The organism is Lactococcus sp. UBA7128 (assembly GCF_002492185.1).
GTDB classification, from domain to species: Bacteria; Bacillota; Bacilli; order Lactobacillales; family Streptococcaceae; genus Lactococcus; species Lactococcus muris.
Genome location: NZ_DKXK01000074.1, coordinates 25,016 through 45,400 on the forward strand (window position 1 = coordinate 25,016; position 20,385 = coordinate 45,400).

The 20,385-nt window shown below is 38.9% G+C and carries 18 protein-coding genes and 1 pseudogene; 2 read left to right on the forward strand and 17 right to left on the reverse strand.

Translation table 11 applies throughout. The annotated features are described in order from the left end of the window. Positions 1–583: 583 nt before the first annotated feature. The 6 genes from asnA to glmU all read right to left on the reverse strand — a co-directional run bounded on the left by asnA (position 584) and on the right by glmU (position 6,405). The gene (asnA, locus tag B4H39_RS08055; protein WP_251420717.1) at positions 584–1,588 is read right to left on the reverse strand and encodes an aspartate--ammonia ligase; all 1,005 of its coding nucleotides are present in this window, start codon (positions 1,586–1,588) and stop codon (positions 584–586) included. 374 nt (positions 1,589–1,962) lie between these two features. After that, a complete protein-coding gene (pepC, locus tag B4H39_RS08060; protein ID WP_251420719.1) occupies positions 1,963–3,273 on the reverse strand; it encodes an aminopeptidase C in 1,311 nt (436 codons plus the stop codon). A 76-nt stretch (positions 3,274–3,349) separates the two neighbouring features. Further along, entirely contained in the window at positions 3,350–4,030 is a 681-nt protein-coding gene (locus tag B4H39_RS08065; protein ID WP_251420721.1) for a 5'-methylthioadenosine/adenosylhomocysteine nucleosidase, read from the reverse strand. A gap of 110 nt (positions 4,031–4,140) precedes the next feature. Continuing rightward, on the reverse strand, positions 4,141–4,419 hold the full coding sequence (macP, locus tag B4H39_RS08070) for a cell wall synthase accessory phosphoprotein MacP (protein WP_251420724.1): 279 nt from the start codon (positions 4,417–4,419) through the stop codon (positions 4,141–4,143). Beyond that, complete coding sequence (locus B4H39_RS08075) at positions 4,412–4,996, reverse strand: NUDIX hydrolase (protein WP_202231283.1); 585 nt, start codon at positions 4,994–4,996, stop codon at positions 4,412–4,414. The genes macP and B4H39_RS08075 overlap by 8 nt, the downstream gene beginning before the upstream one ends. Before the next feature lie 32 nt (positions 4,997–5,028). Continuing rightward, positions 5,029–6,405, reverse strand: coding sequence for a bifunctional UDP-N-acetylglucosamine diphosphorylase/glucosamine-1-phosphate N-acetyltransferase GlmU (gene glmU / locus B4H39_RS08080; RefSeq protein ID WP_202231282.1), 1,377 nt, complete (start codon positions 6,403–6,405; stop codon positions 5,029–5,031). 146 nt (positions 6,406–6,551) lie between these two features. Between glmU and proC the strand changes: the two genes are divergently transcribed. Next, a complete protein-coding gene (gene proC / locus B4H39_RS08085) occupies positions 6,552–7,343 on the forward strand; it encodes a pyrroline-5-carboxylate reductase (RefSeq protein WP_202231281.1) in 792 nt (263 codons plus the stop codon). A 274-nt stretch (positions 7,344–7,617) separates the two neighbouring features. Beyond that, positions 7,618–7,887, forward strand: coding sequence for a 30S ribosomal protein S15 (gene rpsO, locus B4H39_RS08090; protein WP_202231280.1), 270 nt, complete (start codon positions 7,618–7,620; stop codon positions 7,885–7,887). Positions 7,888–8,043: 156 nt separating this feature from the next. Here rpsO and pknB read toward each other — a convergent pair whose 3' ends face one another. The 11 genes and pseudogenes from pknB to B4H39_RS08145 all read right to left on the reverse strand — a co-directional run. Further along, positions 8,044–9,948 carry a Stk1 family PASTA domain-containing Ser/Thr kinase gene (gene pknB, locus B4H39_RS08095; RefSeq protein WP_251420726.1) on the reverse strand — a complete coding sequence of 635 codons (1,905 nt, stop codon included), beginning with the start codon at positions 9,946–9,948 and terminating at the stop codon, positions 8,044–8,046. Continuing rightward, entirely contained in the window at positions 9,948–10,721 is a 774-nt protein-coding gene (locus tag B4H39_RS08100) for a Stp1/IreP family PP2C-type Ser/Thr phosphatase (protein ID WP_251420728.1), read from the reverse strand. Before B4H39_RS08100 ends, pknB begins: the two co-directional genes overlap by 1 nt. Before the next feature lie 20 nt (positions 10,722–10,741). Beyond that, positions 10,742–12,013, reverse strand: a complete 1,272-nt coding sequence (gene rsmB / locus B4H39_RS08105) for a 16S rRNA (cytosine(967)-C(5))-methyltransferase RsmB (protein ID WP_251420730.1) — start codon at positions 12,011–12,013, stop codon at positions 10,742–10,744. Continuing rightward, entirely contained in the window at positions 12,003–12,956 is a 954-nt protein-coding gene (gene fmt / locus B4H39_RS08110; protein WP_286927561.1) for a methionyl-tRNA formyltransferase, read from the reverse strand. Before fmt ends, rsmB begins: the two co-directional genes overlap by 11 nt. Positions 12,957–13,228: 272 nt before the next feature. Beyond that, entirely contained in the window at positions 13,229–13,885 is a 657-nt protein-coding gene (locus B4H39_RS08115) for a deoxynucleoside kinase (protein WP_251420739.1), read from the reverse strand. A 260-nt stretch (positions 13,886–14,145) separates the two neighbouring features. Then, entirely contained in the window at positions 14,146–16,473 is a 2,328-nt protein-coding gene (locus B4H39_RS08120) for a primosomal protein N' (protein WP_202231426.1), read from the reverse strand. A 144-nt stretch (positions 16,474–16,617) separates the two neighbouring features. After that, complete coding sequence (gene rpoZ / locus B4H39_RS08125) at positions 16,618–16,977, reverse strand: DNA-directed RNA polymerase subunit omega (protein WP_202231425.1); 360 nt, start codon at positions 16,975–16,977, stop codon at positions 16,618–16,620. Between the two features lie 86 nt (positions 16,978–17,063). Continuing rightward, positions 17,064–17,687: a guanylate kinase gene (gene gmk / locus B4H39_RS08130; RefSeq protein WP_202231424.1), complete on the reverse strand. Its 624-nt coding sequence runs from the start codon at positions 17,685–17,687 to the stop codon at positions 17,064–17,066. A gap of 336 nt (positions 17,688–18,023) precedes the next feature. Beyond that, positions 18,024–18,707, reverse strand: coding sequence for a type 1 glutamine amidotransferase domain-containing protein (locus B4H39_RS08135; protein ID WP_251420735.1), 684 nt, complete (start codon positions 18,705–18,707; stop codon positions 18,024–18,026). Between the two features lie 344 nt (positions 18,708–19,051). Then, entirely contained in the window at positions 19,052–19,501 is a 450-nt protein-coding gene (locus tag B4H39_RS08140) for a GNAT family N-acetyltransferase (RefSeq protein ID WP_251420737.1), read from the reverse strand. A gap of 263 nt (positions 19,502–19,764) precedes the next feature. Then, positions 19,765–20,385 (reverse strand): annotated as a pseudogene (locus B4H39_RS08145) (hypothetical protein); the annotation flags it as partial.

The window sequence follows — 20,385 nt, forward strand, 5'->3', positions numbered from 1 at the left end:
TTAACAAGCAGGAGAAATGTTACAAACCTTATTATAACATTTCTTACCACTTTTCTCCTCTGCTTACCCAATAATCATAAAATCCTGCATAACTTACCATGATATGCCTTCTCGGTCCAGCGCCATATTTATTATATTCTGAATTTCTTCTCATCTGGCCAATCTAGGTTTGTACTGTCTTTAGCTTGCACTCAAAAATGTTTGCCATCCATGGGCTATATAAATCTGTAACATTCTCTTCAATAGTCCCCTTTCCATACACAATAAAGTTTGTGAGCAGCGATGATTTTCTATTACTTTCGTTCTCTTCTTCGTCACCCAACTTAGTCAGAACAACAAAAAAGTCCTCAACTACTTGCAATAGTTGAGGGCTTTGGAATTGTCATAAATCTTAGAAATAGACAAGCAGAAAGACTCCCTAAAGATAGCAAAGAGAAAATTCATCTTATTAGAAACACTTGACATAAAATAAGTCTGTTTTTGCTAATCAGATTTTTATTAAAACATACTAAAACGTGGCATTCTAAACACCACGGAATATGTAATTTATTGACATTATCCTAATATCTTAATCCTTAGTTTTTCAAAGTAAGAAAATTTTATCTTTACAAGCATCAATTGTTTCTTCATCCCATAAAGAAACTTGAACTTCGCCAATATGTGCTTTACCAAGTAGTAACATACACATACGACTTTGTCCAATACCACCACCAATTGTTAATGGCAACTCATTATTAAGCACTTGCTGGTGAAAAGGATACTCTAGACGACTCTTCGCGTTAGCTTTCTCTAATTGAGTAATCAGCGCTTTGTCATCCACACGAATTCCCATACTCGATAATTCTATGGCACACCCTAAAGGCTCATGCCAGAAGAGCAAATCTCCATTTAAAGTCCAATCATCATAGTCTGGTGCTCGCTTGTCATGTGGTTCCCCATAATTTAATAAGTCACCAATTTGTAAGATAAAGGTCGTCGGATGTTCTTTAACATAAGCATTTTCTCTTTCTTTTGATGTTAAATCAGGATAAAGATCTGCTAATTCTTGACTTGTAATGAAAGAAATCTTTGTATCTATTACTGTTTCTACTTTAGGATATTTTGTATGCAAACGACTCGATGTTTCAGCGATAGCATTAACTAAATCTTGAACTGTTTCCTTTAAGTAGTCAATGGTTCGTTGCTCTTTTGAAATCACGCGTTCCCAGTCCCATTGATCCACATAAATAGAGTGAAGATTATCTAATTCTTCATCACGTCTAATCGCATTCATATCTGCGTAAAGACCGTTTCCTACATGAAAGTCATATTGTTTTAAGGCAACTCTTTTCCATTTAGCTAAAGAGTGTACAATTTCTCCATTATTATTTAGAGCTGGAACATCAAACTTTACAGGTCGTTCGCTTCCGCTTAGATTATCATTTAATCCTGACTGCTCATCAACAAAAAGCGGTGCAGATACTCTTTTTAATTTTAAACTTCCTGTGAGCGCTTCTTCAAAACAACGTTTAATAAATCCAATAGCTGTCTGTGTATCATAGACATCCAGTATGGATTTATAGCCTTTTGGAATAATGGTTTTCTCCATAAAATTTAATAACTCCTAAATAATCTTGCTGATTATTATATCATAATCGTACAGATTTATTATGATATTAACTGAAATCACTGGAAAATATCTCTGTATTAAGCATTTATAACTCGTTTGGTATCCTATACTGACATTATTCCACACTTTGTACCACACAGTCATTACTAATATCAAACTCTTTTAAAGTCCGCCTATTTATAATTGTAAATAAAAGTATAATCTCAAACAGAGAATTGATGCTTTCTAACACTGCAACAAAAAACTGCCTATTCGGGACTGTCTCTTCTGTAAAAGTCCGATTTATCCAAAATTAATAAAAATAGAACCGCACTTAAGACGATTCTATTTTTATTTTCAGGATTTTTTATTTTTTAAGCCAAAGCTCCCATTGGGTCCCATGGCAACAATACCTGTGGTTCTGCATTGTAAGCTGCAAGTTCCTCAGCAGTGAGTAAATCTTTACGGACAACGATTTGATAAGTGTACTCATCCATCCAGGCATCAGAAGCGATAAAGTAACCTTTCTTACCCACATCTTTGCCCCAAGAGTTTTCTACCTTCCACTTTGTAGGCTCACCATTTTCATCCAAGTCTACTCCAGTCAAGACCATGGCATGTGTCATCAAAGATTCTGCATAATCTAGACGTGAAGCTTTATCCTGTGTAAACTGAATGTCAAGTGCTGTGTCAAAATCATAAGCATCAAGTGTCAACAAGCCATCTTTAGTGTTAGACATCTGACCTACATCACAGCCAAACCAAACCGTTTCTCCTGCTTGCATTTGTTCAATGGCTAATTTTTTAAAGCGTTTCATGTCGAGGTTTAAATGTCTAACAGACCGAGCGCCTACCACATTACCCAGAAATTCCACTGTATAGGATTTATTGTATGGTTTATCAGCAGTTGGAGCATTGATAACAGAAACATAATCGTCAAGCTTAATGTCTACATACTTGGCATAAAATTCTTGCGCAGTGCCAGAAAATTTCTCCAATGTCTTTTCTTTATCACGGAAAGCATACTCAAAGTTTTGAGGCGGCAATCCAAGAGTCGCAGCCAAAAAGTTAAATATTTCTTGCAGCATTCCCTCTTTAAGTGCCTGAACATCTTGCCCTTTTTTCAAAGCTTCTCTCAATAGTTGAGCATCTTGACGCAGCAACTTATCCAAGTATTGATTCAACGCACGTGAGTTTGATGAAGCCACTGACTCAGGATAAATTTCTTTCGGAACAACACCGTATTTTTCAAAGAGAGCAACAACCATATCCCATTGTCCCCCATCTTGTTGAGGTGTTTGAAGCAAGAATTTCAAACGGCGATCATCCATATCTACATTATCGATAATTTGCTCCATAAACCAATTTGACTTTTCGTATTTATCCCAAAAGAAAGTGTAGGCCTGTGACAGTTCGAAATTTTCCAGTTTGTACTGCCCAATCATTTTGTGACGGAAGGTGTTCAAGGCAGCAAACATCCAGCAACGACCTGATTGTTTCTGATCGGTTACCTTGTCTTGTGTCAGGTCAATTGAGAACTCAGGAATATTATTTGCGTGTGAACTGCGCACCTCAAGTGCATTTAGAAGTCCGTTCTTAGTCATCGCATTTTCAACAGCGCGAAATTTAGGATTTTCTGCAAAGTTGTCATAGAGTTTTTGTGTAAAATCTTGCGTAAGTGTCATTTAATTTCTCTCCATTTCTACATATTAATTTTATTATTGTAACTTTTTTATAGCAAAAAAGTCAGCTAATTGCAACTTATTCTAGATTGTTCAGAAAATTTATTAATGTCTGAGCAGACTTCCGCCCCGCTTCAATGATAAATTCATCAAATTTAACACTGGCATCATGACTCGCCGTATCTGAGATGGCGCGAATAATTACGAAAGGCTTCTTCATAGCAGTTGCTGCCTGCGCAACTGAGGCCCCTTCCATTTCAACGGCAAGAACATCAGGAAAATGTTTTTTGATTTCAGCAATACGACTTTCGCTAGCAATAAAGCTGTCTGAACTTGTAATCAATCCCACGATTGGAGAATCTATAACTTTCCTTAACTCTGATACAAAGTATTTACTGCTTTCAAAATATAGGGGTTGCTGAGCCATTTGACCATAGGCATAGCCAAAAGCTGTGACATCTACATCATGATAAGCCAATCTATCAGCGACAACAATATCACCAATTTTCAAACTGTGATTCACAGCCCCCGCGGAACCAGTGTTGACAATAGCATCTACGTCAAAAATCTCAACAAGTAAGGTAACTGCTATAGCTGACATGACCTTACCAATGCCTGATTGTATTAAAACAAGCTCATGACGTCCAATCGAACCTGTATGAAAAACATAGCCATGACGTGTTATTTTGCTGTCTTTGTCCAAACTTTCTACAAGTGTACGTAGTTCTTCTTCCATCGCACAAATGATTCCTAATTTCATCCTAAACCCCTCCTTTTATTTTCTTGAGTATCAAGTATAGCTACACTTCTATTATAGTACAAAATTTTAAAATAAACCTCACAATATAATGTGAGGTTTTAAGTTTTATTTTAAAAGTAGTACCAGAAAAATAGCACACCTATTCCAATGACGACAAGTAAGGTGATAAGAAGCCATTTATTTACACGGCTACTTCTTTTTTTCTGCTTTGCATTTTCAATACGACGACTTTTATAGACAGAATTCTTAGATAAATCACGTTCAAGCTTGTCATATTTTTCTGCAAGCTCTCTGTCATTTTCTAATTCTTCCTTTAGACTTCTCTCTAAACGTCTTCTTTTCCTCTCTGCCTCTTTAATGATATCATCTGTCAAAAGTGGTTTAGGCATCTAAATCTCCTTGCGTTTTCAGATTTTGAAGCTCCCAATACCACACAGACATGATTGTTTTGGCATCACAAATTTGCCCTTCTTCAATCATTATTTTTGCCTCATCTAATGTGACTTCAACCACTTCAAGAAACTCCCCTTCATCTTTAGGACGGGGATTTTCAAGCTTAGTAAGTCCACTTGGAAAATAAAGATATGTTTTTTCAGATGAAAATCCTGGTGTCCCATAAAAGCTGCTAATCTCTACGAGTTGTTCTGCCGTATATCCCGTTTCCTCTTCTAGCTCACGTAAAGCTGCAGCTTTCGGATTATCCAACTCATTATCTTCTAATTTTCCTGCAGGAACTTCAAAAATAAATTTTTCAAAAGCTTTACGGTACTGTCCCACCAATATCAATTTATCATCAATTATCGGTGCGACTGCAACGCCACCGTTGTGAAAAACCAGTTCCCTTGTTCCCATCGTATCATCGGGCAAACTGACTAAGTCCTTCACAACTTGAAAGATTTGTCCGTGAAAAATTTGCTCACGAGACAAAGTAGGTTCTTCAAACTTCTTCTCGTCAAACTCTCGCATTTTTATCTCCGTTATCTTTATTTTTTCTTAAATTACTCCCCACGAAAATGCGGCAAGCGTCGTGCTGCTCCACTCTTCTCAACTTGACGTGAACGTCCAAGAGCAATACTCTCAGGGGCAACATCTTTGGTAATTGTTGAACCTGCCGCAGTCAAAGCGTTTTTACCAACACGTAGTGGAGCAACCAATGTTGAGTTCGAACCAATAAATGCAAAATCATCAATCTCTGTAGTGTATTTATTTTGACCATCATAATTTACTGTGATTGTCCCTGCACCAAAGTTGACTTTTTCCCCAACCGTTGCATTGCCAATGTACGTAAGATGACCCGCTTTTGTTCCTTTGCCAAGCGTTGATCCTTTGATCTCCACAAAGTTACCCACATGCACATTCTCACTCAACACAGTACCTGGACGCAGATGAGCATAAGGTCCAACATTGCTCATAATATTCATCTTGCTGCTTTCTATCCATGATGACCGCACTTCGCAATGCGAATGAATTTCTGAGTCTTCAATACGACTGCCACTTGTAATTAAGGTCTTCTTACCAATCACCGTATTACCCAAGATTTGCACATTAGGCTCAATGATGGTCTCTTCACCAATTTCGATATCCGCATCAATGTAAGTTGTTTCTGGGTCGATGAGTGTTACACCATTTAGCATGTGCTGATGATTGATACGGCGACGCATAATTTTTTCAGCTTGGGCTAGAGCAACACGATCATTTACTCCCAGACTTTCATCAAAATCTTTTAGTGTATAGGCCGCAATTGTCTTGCCTTGATTTTTGAAAATTTCAATGACATCTGTAAGATAGTATTCACCTTGGGCATTGTCTGTCGTCAGATTTTTCAAAGCCGAGAAAAGTGCTCTATTGTCAAAAATGTAGGTTCCCGTGTTGATTTCTTGAATAGCTTGTTCTACTGTCGAAGCATCTTTTTGCTCTACAATCTTTTCAACAGAGCCATCTGAACTACGGACGATACGCCCATAACCTGTTGGGTCAGGGGCAATGGCCGTTAAAATCGTTGCTGTTGCTTTTTGAGTCACATGATACTCAAACAACTTCTCCAAAGTTTCACCTGTGATGAGGGGTGTATCACCCGCGATAACCAAGGTTGCTCCTTCTTCATTTTCAAGTAAATCTGATGCAATACGTACAGCATGACCCGTTCCTAACTGTTCATCTTGTTTCACAAAACTTGTGCCTTTAGGAAGAGTTTCAATCACTTTATCTGCTTCGTGACCAACGATAACGATACGTTTCTCCATATCAACTTTGCTTACATTTTTTAATACATGACCAAGCATTGTTTTCCCAGCCACATTGTGAAGAACTTTCGGTAAAGATGATTTCATCCGCGTGCCTTTGCCCGCTGCTAGTACAATTGCAAATTTTTCCATTTTATGTGGCCTCCAAAACCTGTAAAATTTCTGATTTAATACACAATAAATTATATCATATTCTAAGAATATTTCTAATTATTGTCTTTACACCTCTGAATATGCTAAAATAAGAGAAGTTTTACGATAAAGAAAATGGAGATAAGATGAAAACAATTGGTTTTATAGGTGCCGGTAAGATGGCATCTGCTATCATTGCTGGACTTGATAAGTCAAATGTTCGTGTGCTTATTTCGGGTCGTGATTTGAGAAAAACTCAAGAACAAGCGGATAAATTAGGTGTCTTTGCTAGCCCCTCACACAGTGAACTTGTAGAGCAATCTGACCTCATCGTTATGGCGGTTAAACCTCAAATTTTACCTGACGTTATGGAAGAGATTTCCCCTCATTTTACCAAAGATAAAACACTTATTTCTATCGCAGCCGGCGTTGATCTAGAAGCACTTTCAGATATGTCTAAAACGTATGATTTTCCAATTATTCGTGTTATGCCTAATATCAATGCACAGATTCAGAAGTCAACTACCGCCATTGTACGTAATGAATATGTAAGTTCAGAAATCTATCAATTAACCCAAGACATTTTCTCTTCGATTGGTACGGTGCATGAAATCGCTGAAAAAGATTTCCCGGCCTTTACGGCCATTGCTGGTTCTAGCCCAGCTTATATTTACATGTTTGTTGATGCTTTGAGCCGTGCAGGAGTGCTTCATGGCATCCCTAAGGACCAAGCTACAAAGATTGTTGCGGAAACTGTTTCTGCTTCAGCTCAAATGATTCTTGAATCCGCTGAAGGACCATGGACGTTGGTCGACAAGGTCTCAAGCCCCGGAGGAACAACCGTTGCAGGTGTTGTTTCCTTGGAACAAAATCGTTTTGTAGCTACAGTAATTGATGCAATAACTGCAACAGTCGAAAAAGAGAATACTTTAAACTGAACCCTATCTTTGTATACCGGCATGTACACGAACGCACTTTTTGATGAAAGTTGGCCATTTTAACAGAACTTGTGCTCAGCTTTTTATGGTAAAATGATACGAGAGCTTTTCCTAATTTTTCCCATACATTTGTCTTGTCTTTGCACGAACTAAACTTGTAAAAATTATAAAAATAGTGTAAGATAGAAGAGTAGTTTTTTACAACTCATTCTTGGTTTTGCGTTTTGCCTACGTTCTACTCGGAATGAGCAACAAATAAAAAGGAGAAAAACTCATGGCAATTTCAAAAGAAAAGAAACAAGAAATCATCAAGCAGTATGCACGTACTGAGGGCGACACTGGTTCACCAGAAGTCCAAATCGCTGTTTTGACTTGGGAAATCAACCACCTTAACGATCATATTAAAGCACACAAAAAAGACCACGCAACTTATCGCGGATTGATGAAAAAAATCGGTCATCGTCGTAACCTTCTTGCTTACCTTCGTAAGAAAGATGTTCAACGTTACCGTGAACTCATCGCTTCACTCGGTCTTCGTCGTTAAGATTTTAAAACTGTCTTCGGGCAGTTTTTTATTTGGGAAGATGTCAAAATCTCTAAGATGAAAAAACGCTTAACCTATGCCTAAGATTGCTGTGGTTAAGCGTTTTTTCCTTTTGTCTTTTTCTATAGCCTTACAAACATTGAACGTTTTTCCATCTTAAGGCGACTGAGTGGTTGTATTTTTACCGTCCTCTGATGAAGAGGCTTCTGATTTGCCTCCACCATTTTCTTGTTCTGGTGAAGATTCCGTTGTTTCTTTAGTTGTTTCTGAAGTTTGATTATCATTGTTATTGTTGCTGGTACTTGCTTTAGCAATTGTCAATGTAACCCTTGTGTTTTTAGGATTAAACTTGCTGCCTGGTGCAGGAGCTGTTTGTGTGACATAATAACCATTCAAGTTAGAACTTGAAACTGCGCTTGCTGTACTAGCATCCACAAAAGTAATGTTAGAAGTAGGTACACCAAGACTTTGCAACTGGTTAAGGTAACTGATTGCTGAGGTTGAACTTAAACCTCCTGAGGTATAATCAATTGCAGGCATTGTCACTGTATCTCCCTCAGATACGTCAAAACTAATTTGATCATCACCTGTTGGATCAAAGAAATTGCCCTTCGCCGGTGTTTGCTTCACTATAGTTCCCGATGGCTGCGAACTTGTGACATAGTTTATGTTAATTTGACTTTTGCTAACATTTTTATTCAGCACCAAATCATCAACAACATCCTCGTATTTCTGACCAACATAGTCGTCCATCTTGAAACCAGTCGCACCTTGAGAAACGTAAATATCTACTCTACTGCTTCTTCGAACATTCGATCCAGCAGTGGGATTTGTACGTGTAACCTTATCTTTTTCAACAGTAGAACTGAGCTCTTGAATGACATTTCCAACTTCAAGATGATTCTCTCTAAGCTTACTTTCCGCCTCTGCTTGAGTCATGTTCGTCACATCAGGCACAGATACATTTTGCGGACTTGTGATCATCCAAGCTGCGATTCCTCCCCCGATAAGTACAAGAGCGAGGATAAGCCAGCCAAATAGAGCCTTTCGTGATTTCTTCTTCTTTGGTACCTCAGGATCCGTTTTTCTTTCTTTTTCAGTCTCTTTATTGATTTTTTCTTCTTGAGTGTTATCAATTAAAGGTTTCGTATCATACGGATTGATGAGTTTACTAGGTAAGGCCTTTGTTGCATCAAGGTCTTGATCAAAAGTGAGTTTAGGTTCTCCTTTTCGATCAAGACTAGTTGCAGTAGCCAAATCAGTCATCATTTCTTCAACATTTGCATAGCGATTGTGAATATCTTTAGCAGTTGCTTTAATCACCACATTTTCTAATGCTTGCGGTACATTTTTGTTGATGTTGATAATACTTGGCACATTTTCTTGAAAATGTTTCAAAGCAATAGCCACAGCTGAATCTCCATCAAATGGAATCTGTCCCGTCAAAAGTTCAAATAGGATGATACCGATAGCATAGATGTCTGATTGTAATGTAGCATTAGCCCCACGCGCCTGCTCAGGAGATAGATAATGGACACTTCCAAACATGGTATTTGTTTGAGTTAGGCTTGTTTCAGTCAAAGCCTTAGCAATACCAAAATCAGTCACTTTGACATTACCACTCTGTGAAAGCAACACATTTTGTGGTTTTAAATCGCGGTGAATAATCCCATGATTGTGCGCACATTCCATAGCTGAAAGGATTTCTGACGTAATATTAATCGCTTCAGCATTTGATAATGGTGCATGCTCATTGATGTATTGTTTCAGTGTCATGCCATCAACATATTCCATAACGATATATTGTTGATTTTCCGACTCTCCGACATCAGATATACTGACAATATTAGGATGCGATAACTCAGCCATTGCAAATGCTTCTCTTTGAAAACGTGCAATGGCAATGTTATCATTCTCAAAGTTTGAACGTAAAACTTTAATGGCTACTTGACGATTATCAAGGTACATATCCTCCCCTTGATAAACGTTCGCCATTCCTCCGCGACCAACTTCTTTGATAATTTTATAGCGTTCTGCGAAGATTTTTCCGATTTGTATCATCAGCCGGCCTCCACATCTTCATTCACCATTGCTGGTTGAGCATCAATTTTCACCAAAATTACTGTGATATTGTCGTGGCCCCCTGCCTCATTTGCAAGGTTAACGAGTGTTCTTGTCTTTTCTTCTATGCTGACATCAGAGTAAACAACCTCTAAAATCTCTTCTGGAGAAATCATGTTTGTCAGCCCGTCAGAATTCATCAAAAGATAATCACCAGCTTGAACATCTACAGCTTGTAAATCTGCTTGAACCTCTGCTGATTGACCAAGAGAACGCGTAATGATATTTTTGTTGGGATGCATTTCAGCCTCCTCCTCAGTAATCTGACCCGCATCTACTAACTCTTGTACCAAAGAGTGATCTGTCGTTATTTTCTGTAATTCGCCATCGCGAATCAAATAGGTGCGGCTGTCACCAACGTGAGCTGAAATAATTTTTTCCTCTTGCACTGCCAAAGCTTCAAGAGTTGTTCCCATCCCTTGATACTCATCGAGTTTTCCTAAGTTTGCAATATTCTCGCTTTCATTGCGAATTTGGTTGCGCAACCAAGTCTCCAGCGTTGACACTGGTGTGCCATCATCAAAAAATGATTCTTCCCACAGTTTCCCTAAATCTTCAACTGTTAGTTTACTGGCGACATTTCCTGCCTTATGTCCGCCCATACCGTCTGCTAAAAGAAACAGACGATAACCTGCACGATTGACATAAGTACCAGCAAAATCTTGATTGGCAGTACGTTTCATACCAATGTCTGATAAAATACTATATTCCACTTTTGCTCCTTATAAAAGAATTAAAGTTTTCTGAATTTCGCAATAAAGAAACCATCTGTATGGTACATCTCCGGTGTGATAAAAATACAGCCTTCTTTGATGATGTCTTCTTTTTCATGCGAGATCTCAACCTGTTCAAATTCTGGATGAGCTTCGAGGAATTTCTTAACGACCTCAAAGTTCTCTTCATCAAAAATTGTGCAGGTACTGTAGACCATTATACCATTTTTCTTTAGCTTTTTCGAAGCACTGTCCAATATTTTTAATTGAATTTCCTGCAAATTAAGAAAATCCGAACTTTCTTTACGATAGCGAATGTCAGGTTTACGGCGAATTAAGCCAATACCAGAACAGGGTGCATCAACCAAGATACGGTCAAAGTCCGCATCATCTGCAAAACGTTCTGCGATTTGAGTAGCATCTGCTTTAACGGTTGTAATTTTCTCCCAAACCCCTTGACGTTCTGCATTGTCTTCGATAAGTTTCAGTTTATGGTCATACAAATCACAGGCCACAACATGACCCGTATCCAGATATTGTGCAATATGCGTCGTTTTTCCACCAGGAGCAGCACAAGCATCAAGCACACGCTCACTCCCCCTTAGTTCAAGTTGGGGCGCTACTAATTGACTTGTTTCATCCTGAATCGTGAATTTCCCCTCCATGAATTCTGGTGTATGTGAAAAATGTCCATGCTCCGCAACACGTCCAACAGGAGAAAGCTTTGAAGCACTGGTACCAGGAAGGATGACATTTGGATCAATCATACGGAGACTTGCCTTGCTTGGCTTTTCTAAACTTTCGAGAATCTGGCCTGTGCGTTTCCCTCCAAACTGTCTAACCATTTTATCTAATAAAAGTTTAGGCATTGAATATTTAATTTCCCAAGTTTTGGGTTCTTCATTTTTTCGTTCTGAACGCATAAAATGGCGCAGAACAGCGTTGACAAAGTTCCCTGCTTGCTGTCCGTCTTTACGTTTAGCAATTTTTACCGCCTCATCAACAGCTGCTGAGGTCGGCACCTTATCCATAAAAAGGATTTGGTATATCGTCATGATCAAAAGCATCTTAGCCCAAGGCTTTGGTGCTTTTTTTAAGAAGGGCTCTAAATACCATTCCAACAGTCCTTTTTTAGAAACCACACCATAGACCAAAGCTGTTACAAAATGACGATCCAAGTCCGAAAGATCTGCCTCACGTAAAGTTCTATCTAAGGCAATATTGGCATAGGCATCATTTCCAAAAATGTCATTGAGCACATCAAGTGCGACTTGTCTTGCATTATTTGCCAAACTGATCACCTATACTTACTTTCTGTCCCAAACCATTGAGAAAACTTACGATATCCATCTTCGGTTTTCCGGCAGGCTGTACTTCAAGAAGCTCTAAAGCTCCTGAACCTGTTGCTACCAAAAGTGTTTTTTTTGTTTTATCAATGATTTCACCAGGATGTCCGTGCTTGTCCGTGTTGACTGACCGGCTATCGTAAATTTTAAAACGTCCTTCGTTCCATGTTGTGTGTGCTACTGGGAAAGGATTCATCCCCCGAATTTGATTAAAGATTTGACGGTTGCTTTTTGTCCAATCAATTTTTTCTTCTTCTGGACTTATATTGGGCGAAAATGTCGCTTGACTTTCATCTTGCGCTTGCGGTTTGATTTCGCCAGCAACATACAGGGGAAGCGTTTCGAGGAGAAGGTCACGGCCTACAAGGGCTAATTTTTCAAACATTGTGCCCACGTTATCTTCTTCTAAAATAGGAATAGAAGCTTTAGCGACCATATCCCCTGCATCCATTTTTCTAACCATTTCCATAATGGTTACACCTGCTTCTTTCTCACCGTTCATAATTGCATAATGGATAGGAGCTCCACCACGGTATTTAGGCAGCAGGGAGGCGTGAACATTGACTGCAAAAGACATGGCATCGAGCAATTTCCCAGGCAAAAATTGACCAAAAGCTGCCGTTACAATCCCTGCGCCCTGTGAGCCAAAGGCCATAAGTTCTTCCATCTCGGGAGAGCCCGATAATTTTTCTGGTTGTAAAATTTTCAAGCCTGCTTGAAGCGCCAACTCTTTCACTGGAGTTTGACGCAATTCTTGCTTACGTCCCACCTTACGATCAGGTTGTGTGACAACGGCTAAAATCTCATACTTTTGGCTATCAATTAAACCTTTCAAAACGGTTTGTGAAAACTGGGGAGTTCCCATAAAAATTATTTTTGTTTTTTTCATCGTGTCATTTTACACAGCAACTCTATCCTTTCTTGTCAGTCTTCTTTTAAATCTCCTGAACTGACGTCTAAGAAAAAATAGAGCTTCTGTACTTTTCATCCTCCTGTTTTACGTCTCATATAACTTTTTAAGTAAAGTGTCTGTCATTAATTATAACACTTTCTTAACTTCTATTTCTTTTCACATGCCTAATTCACAAAAAAGTATAGGGAATAAAAATATAAACAAGCTAGATCGAACAGAAAGAGTGGGCTCCTATTCCTCGCCTAAAATCATTTGTGCTTTTCATCCTCAATTTCTGCTAATTTCTTCTTAATTTCTTGTATAACAAAGGCTCTAGCAGCTTCATCTTCTACAAAATCATATTTATCTCCATCAATTTGCATTTTAGGACAACTATTGAAGGAGGCAAACCATTTTTCATATCTTACATTCAGCTCTTTGTAGTACTCATACAGTGAGGAATCATAGTCTAACTGTTCAAATTCCCGCCCACGTTTTTGTATCCGTTCCAACATCTTCTCAAAAGATACACTGACATGAACCAAAAGATCTGGACCTTTCTTAAAAGTTAGGTTCTCGATTTCTTTTAACATGTGTTTTAATAAAGAGTCATAAACCTCTACTTCGATTGCTGTAGCCCGACCTAAATCTGCATTCAGATGAAAAAGTAAACTGTCTTCATAAATAGAGCGATCCAAAACATTATTGTCATGCAGAAGTGCGCTTTTTATTGACTCAAATCTCTTGTTCAAAAAATAAATTTGCAGTAGAAAAGCATACTTTTGTGGCTCTCGATAGAACAGAGGCAGAACCTCATTGTCCTCTACACTTTCATAAAAAGCTTCTGTCCCCAACTCTTCTGCCAGCATCTTGGTAAGTGAACTTTTGCCAGCTCCAATCGTTCCAGCTAATACTATCACTGTCATTTTGCCTTCCTGTATTTCCCCCTTTGTATCAAAATATTCATATCGAAAAAATGCAACCTCCACCCAGCAAACGAATTTTTTCTTGCATTAATATCTGAAAAACGCCCCAAAGCACAAATGCTCCATATCATGCTTTAAGGCGTTTTTATTATAACACACTAACAGATACCCTCCCTCATTTAGAAAGGCAGCTGTGAAAACTGACTGAAATAGATTCTTCTCCTCACTTTGTAGTGTGCAGCTAAGATAATTTATCCTTTTTACACAAAGCTTTGAGGCTCACTGTCAATTAAAACACGTAAATTTTTATTTTCTCGTTTTTGTGTTAAATCAAGAACCTGATTCAAGACTTCTTCTAGTTGAGCCTCAAAGCGATATTTCACCAGTATCTGATAATGATACAGATTATGAGTACGCGCAATAGGTTTGGGAGTCGGTCCTAAAACCTTAGCCTTATCTGATAGCTTCCCTTTCACCAAACTTGCAATTTCATAAGCTTTTTTGGCTACGATATCTTCATCCTTGTGACTCACCAAAATCTGTACAGTAAAATAATAGGGAGGATAAGCTAACTGTTGACGGTAATACATTTCTTGACGGTAAAAAGCTTCGTAATCCTGAGCTGCGACTAATTTAACCGCATAATGTCCCGGATTAAAGGTCTGAATGATAACCTCTCCTTTTTTATTTGCACGACCTGCACGTCCCGCAACTTGCATCAGCAGCTGAAAGCTTCGTTCGCTGGCGCGAAAGTCGGGCAAATTTAATCCTGTATCCGCATTAATCACTCCGACCAAGGTCACATTAGGAAAGTCCAAACCTTTAGCAATCATCTGCGTTCCTAGAAGTACATCAGCAGCATGTTCTCCAAACTTTCTTAAAATCTTTTCATGCGCATTCTTTGTCTTTGTTGTGTCCACATCCATTCGTAAAATACGTAGTTCTGGAAGCAGCTTTTCTAGTTCTTCCTGAACCTTCTGAGTCCCTGAACCATAATAGCGAATTTTGCGACCGTTACAGTTGGGACAAACTTGTGGAATCGCCTCTTGATGACCACAGTAATGACAATTTAACGTCTTTGTATCCATATGTAGAGTTAAAGAAATGTCACAGTTAGGGCACCCAACCACAAAACCACAATCTCTACACATTACAAAAGAACTGTAGCCTCGGCGATTGAGCATTAAAATAACTTGTTCTTTTCGCTCAACCTTCTCCCGAATTTTTTCCAAAAGAATATCCGAAAAATTGGCTGACTGATCGCTAAGGTGGCTCCGCATATCTACGATTTGTACCTCAGGCAAGAGTGCTTGTTCGTTTGCACGGTGTTTAAGCGTTAACAAGTGATAAACCCCTTTTTGTGCACGCGCTCGGCTTTCTAAGCTTGGTGTGGCAGAACCCAGAATCACACGCGCTTGATGATATTTCGCACGCAACAGCGCAACATCTCTTGCATGATAACGTGGGTTAGAATCCTGTTTATAACTCGTTTCATGTTCCTCATCAATGATGATTACTCCAATATTTTCCAAAGGAACAAAAATTGCGGAACGTGCCCCCACAACAACTTGTGCATGGCCTTCCTTTATCTTGCGCCACTCGTCATATTTTTCCCCATCTGATAAGCCAGAATGCATGATGGCAACTTTTTCCCCAAAACGGGCAATGAAGCGGTTGGACATTTGTGGTGTTAGCGCAATCTCCGGAACCAGCATAATCGCTGTCTTTCCCTCTCTTAGTGTATGCTCAATCACCTGCAAATAAATCTCCGTTTTCCCTGAGCCTGTCACACCCTCAAGCAAAAATGGTTTGTCTGCAGACTCAATGATGGCATTAAAGGCAAGCGCTTGTTCTTCATTTAGAACTTTGGACTTATCAGGGGTTACAGCCTCAAACATGGCTGCTGTTCTAGAGACTTCCTTTTGCGTTACCTCTACAAGCTCATTATCCACAAAATACTTGATGACAGCAGAGGAGAAAGGAAGGTCTTTCTGACGAATCATCTCTTCTTGATTCAAAAGATAGCTTTTCAATTCGGCGCGCTTTTTTGCTGCCTTACCGATTTTAAAGTCAGCCAATTTTGCACTGGCTTTCACGTATTTTTCTATTTTTTTATTTTCTTTAGACCTTGCAGAGTAACTTACTTTCAAATGTCCTGACTTGACTTCTTTCAAAGCCTCTATTTTTTGACTTTCGTTCAGTAAGCTCCATTTCCTTTGAATTCCCTCTGAATCTGTTAGGATTTTATCGTAACTTGAATTAAGGAGATTAGGCAGCATCGCTTTTAGACAAGAGATTTTATATGAGAAAACAGTATGTCGCATTTCATCCGCTAATCTCAGTTGTTCTGCTGTCAAAACCGGTTCTACATCTAAAAGCTCTGCAATTTCCTTAAGCTCTGAATCTTCTTCCTCTGAAAAATCAATAACAATCCCTTGAACCAAACGGTTCGCTGTACCAAAAGGAACATGAACACGCATCCCTGTTTCAATCAGATTTTCTAAGTTTCTAGGAATTGCATAAGAAAATGGCTTATCTGTCTGCATCAGAGGAACATCTACAATAATTTTAGCCGTTTTTTTCAACATTTTTCTCCTCTGCTTTTGTCTTTTCTACGCGAATCTAATATATAAATTATAACAAAAAGATAAGAACACGTGTAAACTTTAGATTGTTGAAAAAAGCTTTCAAAAGTTTTAAATCCAAACCTTTGAAAGCTTTTTCTATACCTGTTATTCTGCTGCCGCAGCTGCAGCTTTGGCTGCACGATTTCCTTTTTGTTTTGCTTCTTCCTCAGCCTCTTCCTTAGCGATCTGTTCGCGAATAAGCTTTTCAGCCATCTTTTGTTGAAGACGTTCAAGTTCACGCTTTTCTTTCAATGTTTCACGCTTTGCATCTGGCGAAGGGTGGATGGTTACTCTACCTTCAGCAATTTCTTCCAAAGCCTGTAACGTACGTTTAACAGATTTGAATTCCATCGTAGGACGTTCACCGTCACGCAACTCATGCGCACGTTTTGCTTCCAAAACGACAAGTGAATATTTTGAATCTACATTTTGTAGCAATTTATCAATTGAAGGTTCTAACATCATATCAGTTTCCTCTTTCCTCTTTTTATAGGTTATTTAGATTATGCCAGTAAGCACTCCTGTGAGTTGACACCCCTTATATTGGTTATCTAAACGTTTTCATCCAATTTATCAATCATATGCGCATAACGCTCCATTACACGATCCACACGGTAGTGTTCGGCCTCGATAATCTTAATGACACGTTCAGCAGCAAGTTCAACTTTGTCATTAACTACAGCATAATCATACTCACTCATTAAACGAATTTCTTCTTTAGCTTTTTTCATCCGATTATTAATAACTTCAGCGCTATCTGTGCCACGCCCAACAAGTCGGCCGCGTAATTCTTCCAAGTCTGGAGGAGTCAAGAAAATAAATACACCATCTGGAACCTTCTCCTTCACTTGAAGCGCACCTTGAACCTCAATTTCAAGGAAAACATCTTTGCCTTCGTCTAAAGTTTGATTGACATAGGTCAAGGGTGTGCCATAATAATTTCCTACATATTCAGCATATTCTAGCATTTCCCCTTTACGAATCATTTCTTCAAACTCCTCGCGCGTACGGAAATAATAATCTTTTCCATCCACTTCACCAGGTCGCTGTGGACGCGTTGTCATTGAGACAGAGTAATCAAAGTTATTTTCATTTTCAAAAATTTTCGCACGGACAGTACCTTTTCCAACTCCTGAAGGACCAGAAAAGACAATTAATAAACCACGTTCAGGCATCTCTTTAACCTCACTTATTGTTTACAATCTATTCTAGCAAAGTCTAGACGCCACATCCACTTTGTGTAACAAAATGTAATTTTTATTAATTCAATTGTAACATATCACTTTGAATTATAAAAGCTGCATGGGTTAGCACTAGCACCATTCCTTAAACAGCACAATAGGACTTTCAAATTATAAAAGAAAAAAGCGATTGTGTAAGTCTTACACAGTCGCCTCGCTCCATAGGGTTAGAATTTTAGATTCACTCGTTACACCACAGCAGAACTTATGATTACAGTTTAACTCAAAGTCAGCACACGTCAAATACAACATTCATCCATCAAAATACAGCTACTCTAGATTTTTCAGCAGTAGTTTAGCCACCGCTCTACCTGACATCGGATTTTGACCTGTAATCAGCTGTCCATCTTGTACTGCAAATGATGCAAATGGGCGCTTTTTAACAAAATGAGCACCTCTTTTTTTACTTTCTCTCTCCGTTCCAAATGGTACGCGCTTATTTTTTCCACTCAACAGTTCTTCAAGTTGCGTAAACCCTGTAAGTGTTCTATGTGCAATTAAAAATTCATCATTAGATGTTTTCAAATTAAGCAAGCCGCAAACACCATGGCATACTGAAGTGACATAACCGCCGCTCTGATAAATTTTTTCTGCTATGTTTTGGAGTTCTTGATTATCTGGGAAGTCAAAAATTACACCATGTCCACCAGTATAATAGATCGCAGCATATTGCTCAGGTTTAATCTGATCTGGATGAAGTGAATGGGATAAGGCACGCCTCTGAAAATCAACTGAGCTGTAGACTTCAAATGTTTCACTATCCGCATAAAAGGATTTCAAACTTCTTGGGTCAATTGGCACGTATCCGCCTAGTGGACTAACATAATCTACTTGATAGCCTGCTTTTTGTACTTCACTTACAAACTCCGTTGCTTCAGCTAGCCATAAGCCTGTAGCTTCATGAGTTGTAGGAAATTTATTTACATTTGTTAATACGATTAATATTTTTTTCATTTCTTTTCCTGCTTTATAGGTATAGAGGTACAGCTTTAAACTGCAGTTAAATTCTTGATTGAAATTTTTCTATCGAAGAATCCCCAGCGATCATTCCTCTTGATTGACAAAGTCTGCGACTTCTCTCAGCAATAAAATTTTTTGGTTTCATAGAGCGGTGTCCGACTTGTCCGCCCTTTTCGCGCACTCATCTTTAGTTTAGCTGTACTTTTACTTACTGCATAGCATTCAGTAGAGCTCTTAACCTCACGATAAAACTGCGAGCTATTGATAAATCAATAGCTTCTGGCAGTTATTTTATCACTGCCCAACTTTTTCACTGTATCTAAAAGGCCCGAGACATCCTACAGCATCTTCAAAAACCTTTTCTGTGATTTATCTGAATGATAACCCAGATGCGCATAAAATTCATGTGCCTGTCTACGCTTATCTGAAGAATTTAAGCGTATCCCCCACAGGTTTCTTCGTTTAGCTTCTCTCTCCAGCTCCAACAGTAAGGCCTTGCCCACGCCTTGATTTTCATGTCCCTTAGCGACTGCGAGTCCTAAGATGTTAAACATGGGTTCAGAATAAATACTCTCGTACAACTCAGCGTGAATATAGCCCATTGGAACTGCGCTTCCATAAACCCTGATAAAGTGGTTTTCCTTATCTGCGGTTAATTTTTCCAGCTGTTTTGCTAGCAATTCAGCGGAAACCTCATAACCTAATTGCTCAGCAGTAATATCTCTTAAATGCTTTGCATCCGCTACCGTTGCTTCTCTGATTAACTTTTTTTCCTCTAAATCATTCATTTTGAAACCCTCTTTCCAATTCAAATAAATTCCAGATAAGTCTACGTCTCCCTATCTTAGAGCAGCTGTTTCAATTGTCAAACTGTGTTTTTTATTATATCATAAGCAGAATTAACATGGAATTTATGAAAACCATAGCTCATTACACCATAGTCCCTCTTCCTTACAAATGTTAAAATGTGAGAAACAAAAAAATCACTTGTCTTGGCATATAAATATGTCCTGTTTAGTGATTTTTTAATTTTAGGTGAATTTAATCAGTTTTATTGTCTGACGATGAGGGCCGGGCGTGTGCCACCAGCAGAACCACCCCATGTATCAGCCAAATCCCCAGTAAACCAGCCTCCCATAGAAATAAGCCAACCATTTCCTGGTGCTGCAGGAGTACGAAGCATCCAAAAAGCTGTTCTGGGCACAGATATAGTACGGGAGCCTCTGTCAGCAAAAATACGTATTACATCTGCCATGGACAGAGAAAATGCACGTGGCGTTCCACTCGGATCAACCTGAGTTATATCTTCATCAACTGCTGGAAACTCATGCAGGTTAGTTGGAATATTCACAGCAGAGTTGTCTGACCATGTTAAGCCTTCAAGCGCAACGCTTCCTGTATCAAAGTGATCTGCTACAGGCTGAACCATAGCTTGAACTGCGGGATCAAGGTTGCCATACCATGTGTTATTGAAAGTGTCTTGATTATGAAAGCGTGCATGACGAATGGCATCTTCACGGATAATCATATGGTTACTGTTCCCCATATTCTCCAAATAACGGTACCGCTCATTAGCCATAGTAAAGATGGTCCCCGGTGCCATGAGGCTAAAGTTGATTTGGTCGGGTTGGACATTCTCCTCTGGTCCCGGGTTCCCCCAGTTGTTATCAAT